A 4,660-nucleotide genomic window follows, 5' to 3' on the forward strand; every position below is an offset into this window, starting at 1 on the left:
GTTTAGATCTTCCTTTCTATGTCAAAAACTAATGCTTAACATGATTTTAGCATTTCTCTTTTGGCGTCGTTCTCGAATTTCCATCTATTTAATTTGGGGTAGTCAGTTTTTGAATTTATTTAATCTTGGGTAAATTATACCTTCCGCTTCCGACTCACGAATCACGAACCACGAACCCGTCGGAATGGGATTACACCCCCATGTCGTGGTGAGGCTAACTCACGAAAACCGTAAGTGACTCCAACCAAAGAGATCTCGATTGACTACCACTTCTTCGGTATCTCCGGGAACCGTTTCACCACCATCATATTGGCTGTAAAAGTTCCCATAAGAGTCCCCTCATCATCTTTCACATCTCCTGTGATGACGATCGTCGTCCGGCCATGATGGATGATATGGCCATGGCAGCGCATTGTTTCCCCGGGCGTCGTATTATGGATATAGGAAATCTGGAGAGAAACCGTGACCACCACAGCTCCCTGGCTGGCAGAAGTCACTCCGGTGACCGAATCTACCAGGGATGCCATAGCTCCCCCATGAATGATTCCCCGGTGATTCGTATGAAGCGCCGGATCCGTATGGAGCGAGACCACCACATCCCCGCAGTCGATTCTCTCAATGTCATATTTCATAAAGTCCATCATATAATGATTGGGCTTGTAAATATCCCGGATATGGGACCGGATTTCATCAGGATTCGTCAGGACTTCCATGGTATACCTCATTTTGGAAATATATATTAACGGTTTCATTGTACACTTTTTTGAGGCGTATTGCCATATGAATATAAGTGTGAAGTGATAAGTGGTAAGTGGAGGTACGGCGCAAATTCATAGGCGCCGTTTTTATATGGGAAAGGTTCCTCCTTAATAGCTTTTGAATCGGGGCAATCGGGAGTCGGGAAGGTGGCTGCGGAGCAGCTGGATAGGTCGTTAAACGCTGCAAGGTACAAACAAGGCTGATTGACGAAACGTTCCCGGGACAAATGACTCTATTCATTCAAGTCGGAATGTTCAAGCACTCCCAGGCCTGGGAGGGTGGCGGAAGGCGGGGTGGGTCGTACTACAGCTGCAAGTCGGAAATGACTCAAAAGTCTCAAATCGATATCCGCAGGCGAAATCCCCCATTCCGTTACAGGGACAGGTCGAAAAGCCTCAAATGCTCCAAGTCTCTATCGGCAGGCAAATCCCCCCATTCCGTTACAGGTATAGGACGAAAAGCCTCAAACGTCTCAAGTCTCTATCGGCAGGCAAATCCCCCCATTCCGTTACAGGGACAAGTCGCAAAGCCTCAAACGGCCCGGGCCGATATCCGCAGGCAATATTTAAAATTTGTTTCATGCTTAAAACTCATAAGAGCAGTGCGTCGTTATCGAAAAGTTGTAAAAAATTTACAAAAAAGACTTGACGAAAGGTAATTACGGGAGTATTCTAATACCATACAAGGGCAAAGCCCGAAATTACATATTGTTTTGACAAAGACGTCTGATTATGAGTGATCAAATCAGGCTTTTTCTTTTGGACGACGATGCCCGCTGAAAATTCGGCGGGCATTTTCTATTTCCCAAAGAAGAAACCCGATGATTCTCAAATCAGATTTTTTTGTCAGGAAAGAGGGGAGTGTTTTTTATGAAATCGCTGGTTCGAAAGTGGCCATTGCTCCTTACGACCCTGCTGGCATGTCCGGCAGTAGCAATGGCAGCTGACGGGGAAGGAAAGTATTCACCGTCAGACAGTATCTGGATCCTTCTGGGTGCCATTCTTGTATTCTTCATGCAGCCTGGCTTCGCTATGGTAGAAACAGGCATGACCCGTGCAAAGAATGCGGGCAACATCGTCATGAAGAACTTCATGGATTTCTCCATCGGTACTGTAGCATTCTGGATTATTGGTTTTGGTCTTATGTTTGGTACCGATATCGGCGGCATTATCGGTACACCGGATTTCTTCGTTACCGCTTATGATCCCGGCCCGGATGCAGGCTACACCCAGCTGGATTACCTGTTCTTCCAGACAGTATTCTGTGCAACTTCCGCAACCATCGTTTCCGGTTCCATGGCAGAACGCACGAAGTTCTCTTCCTACTGCCTCTATTCCCTCCTGATTTCCCTCATCATTTATCCGATCTCCGGACACTGGATCTGGGGCGGCGGCTGGCTTTCCGAACTGGGATTCCATGATTTCGCCGGTTCCACCTGTGTACACATGGTCGGCGGTGTTTGTGCAGCTGTCGGCGCGGCTATGCTTGGACCGAGAATCGGGAAATATAACAAAGACGGCACCGCAAATGCAATCCCCGGTCACTCCATTACCCTGGCATGCCTCGGTATGTTCATCCTCTGGATGGGCTGGTTCGGATTCAACGGCGGCTCCACTGTTTCCATGACCGGTGATGATGTCATTGAAAATGTTGGCCTTATCATGGTCAATACCAATATGGCTGCAGCCGTAGGCGCATGCACAACCATGTGTGTAACCTGGCTGAAATATGGCAAACCGGATGTTTCCATGACCCTGAATGGCGGCCTGGCCGGACTTGTAGCCATCACCGCAGGCTGCGATACCGTTTCCGTAGCAGGTTCCTTCTTCATCGGCCTCATCGCTGGTATCGTTATTGTTTACTCCGTAGAATTCGTTGACCAGAAACTCAAGATCGATGATCCTGTAGGCGCTATTTCCGCTCACGGCGTATGCGGCGCCCTCGGAACCATCCTCACCGGCCTCTTCTCCACTTCCGACGGCCTCTTCTATACCGGAAATCCTCATTTCTTCTTCATTCAGATTCTCGGCGTAGTTGCAGTAGCCATCTATGTATTCATCGCAATCAATATCGTATTCCGTGCTATTAAAGCAACCAACGGTCTCCGCGTAACCAAAGAAGAAGAAATCAACGGCCTCGACTTCGAAGAACACGGCCTCGTATCTGCATACGCAGACTTCATGATGGTTCCTGATACCGTAGGCGCCCAGATCGAAGCGGCTGAACCTCCGAAAGACGCAGTAGAAGTTCCGCTGGATAAAGAAGAACCGGCTCCGCTTCCGAAAGAAGTACCGGCAGACGGCCACAGACTGTACAATGTCACCATCATTACCTCCGACAAACGATTTGAAGCACTCAAAGCAGCTATGGAAGCCATCGGGATCACCGGTATGACCGTTACCAAAGCTCTTGGCTTCGGGCTTGAAAAAGGCCAGACCCAGATGTACCGCGGCGCTCAGGTATCCGCAAAACTGCTGCCGAAGATCAGAGTCGAAATGGTGGTATCCGCAATTCCTCCGAGAAAGATTATCGAAGTGGCAAAGAAAGTCCTCTACACCGGCAAGTACGGCGACGGCAAAGTCTTTGTTTCCACCATTGATAATGCAGTCAAGATCAGAACCGGCGAAGAAGGCTTCGCAGCCCTCCAGGATTACCCGATTGGGGAAGACCCTGTAGCAAAAGGCGAAAAACCGAAAGCTGAAGAAAAATAACTGATTTCCCTGAGGAACACCCAATTAAAAAACCTCCTCAAATTCAAAAGCCGGACACCGAAAGGTGCCCGGCTTTTTTCTGTTCCCACTCTGCCGCCCTTTGCCCCGTCTGGGAAGCGCCCGCAAAGCGGGCGGGGGAACTGCCCTTTCCGATGGTAATCATTCAAATCGAACATGTACGCCAAAGGCAAAATCAGAAAAGCGGCACCCATGAATTTGCACCACACCTTCCCTGATCACCTAACCCCCAATTCCTGATTCCTGATCCTTAAAAGCGTACACTATTTAATCTTCCCATGAATTCATGACCAATTCACATACTTATTCACAATTTGTCGATAACCGTATTGAGAATGGAAAAAATACAGGAAATACGCCCATCCCTATCCACTGTCCACTGTAGATATACACAAAAAATTGTGAATAACTGTGAATAAGTCGTACTTTACAGCGGTGAAAGGCCCGGAAACCATAGATACCATGCCCCTTTCCGCAGGCCCTGTTTCTCCACAGCTGTGAATATGAACCAATAAATGTTCACAAGGGAACAATCGGAATGAAAAAATCAGGAAACCGTTTCATTTATTCTCTGTAAAGAGGAGAAAATACCCTGAAAAACAGCGTAAAAAGAAGAAAAAGAAAGAGAACCGGAAACTCACACTGTCCACCACGGGTGGATACCCCGCCATTTTTCATGAGCATATGGCCCCGATACTGAGAATTCATCCCTCCCTCCAATAAGGTACCCTTATTCCTTATTCACAGAAGTGTGAGCAAGTGGGGATAAAGGAGTCCTTTCCATAGATAAACATCATGACAGGCAGCTTTTGAATCGGGATGATCGGGGCTCTCGGGGTTATCGGGAATGTGGCGTCCTAAGAAAAACCTTCCCTTAGATAGGGAAGGTGCCCCGCAGGGGCGGATGGGATGATTTATGTTTGATTCTGCACTGCCCATTCAAGTCGAAAATGAGGAAAACGGAAATCATGTTGCCGGTCACCACCTTTCCTGGGATGGAAAGGTACCGGCGAAGTCGGGGAAAAGGTTGTTAAACGCTGCAAGGCACAGATGAGACTGACTGACGAAACAATCTTGTGACAAATGACGCAATCGTCATGCGAAAAGGCTCTCCTCGATAGGAGAGCTGTCTGCGAAGCAGACTGAGAGGACGAACTGCACTTTCGACAGTA

At 48.1% G+C, this 4,660-nt stretch carries 2 protein-coding genes; one reads left to right on the top strand and one right to left on the bottom strand.

The window, feature by feature from the left end; all coding sequences use genetic code 11:
- Positions 1-263: 263 nt before the first annotated feature.
- A complete protein-coding gene (locus tag VZT47_RS09370) occupies positions 264-713 on the bottom strand; it encodes a PaaI family thioesterase (RefSeq protein ID WP_330224703.1) in 450 nt (149 codons plus the stop codon).
- Positions 714-1,628: 915 nt separating this feature from the next.
- Here VZT47_RS09370 and VZT47_RS09375 point away from each other — a divergent pair.
- Positions 1,629-3,470, top strand: coding sequence for an ammonium transporter (locus VZT47_RS09375; RefSeq protein ID WP_330224704.1), 1,842 nt, complete (start codon positions 1,629-1,631; stop codon positions 3,468-3,470).
- The last annotated feature ends 1,190 nt before the right edge of the window (positions 3,471-4,660 follow it).

This window comes from Dialister sp. (genome assembly GCF_036343215.1).
GTDB lineage: Bacteria > Bacillota > Negativicutes > Veillonellales > Dialisteraceae > Dialister.